The following is a 690-nucleotide window of genomic DNA, read 5'->3' as shown; positions in this document are numbered from 1 at the left end:
CTCAGATCAGTGCGATATTTCCGGATTCCATGGCAGAGGTTGATCGTGATGGCATTGCTGCCATCCTGAACACCCTGCCAGCCCTGAAGCACCCAAAGGATCTGGCCGATCATTTCTGGCCATTGGCCCGTTATATGGCACCGTCACTGGGCGAGTGTTTGCCCGCTACCTTCAGCAAACCTTCTCTGCGCTGCACCGCAAAGATGGCCGCCATTATCCACTCAATATTCCCTCAACAGGGCATTGAGGCTGATCTTTTGCCGGTACTGGACGACAATATCCATTCCTGTTCCGGCCATCGCCTGCGTCTGCTGTATGACGCCCTGCGGGTCTGTGGCAGCCAGAGTATCCCGGTGCATCGGCAAGCCCGGGACTTGAACCAGCAACTGACCGCCATTAGCCAATGCCATCCGTCTGCGCCACTGGAACAGCTACAACAGTCGCTTCAACACGCCTTTTCGGAACCGCTGCTGACAACCTCCTTGCAGACACTGGCCTCAGATTGGCTGAAGGCCAGCTGTCACCATCAGCAGCAACAGGGCAAGCGGCTTGAACAGCTCACGACCATGCTCAGACAGCACAGGATCATTGAGCTCAATGGCCCGGCGGGTACCGGTAAATCCTGTCTGGCCGTCGCCACCGGGCAAGCGTTACAGGAACGGCGGCAGGCATCAATGAACCGGCTTGCCG

1 protein-coding gene is annotated in these 690 nt (G+C 57.5%); it reads left to right on the top strand.

Going from position 1 to position 690, the window contains the following annotated elements:
• Positions 1–29: 29 nt before the first annotated feature.
• Positions 30–690, top strand: a 661-nt coding sequence (locus tag J7438_RS26645) for a PhoH family protein (RefSeq protein ID WP_209279041.1), incomplete at its 3' end; no start/stop codon positions are given.

Origin of the sequence: Thalassotalea sp. G20_0 (assembly GCF_017744175.1) — a bacterium.
Taxonomy (GTDB): Bacteria; Pseudomonadota; Gammaproteobacteria; order Pseudomonadales; family Endozoicomonadaceae; genus Endozoicomonas.
This window is presented reverse-complemented; position numbering and strand designations above follow the sequence as displayed.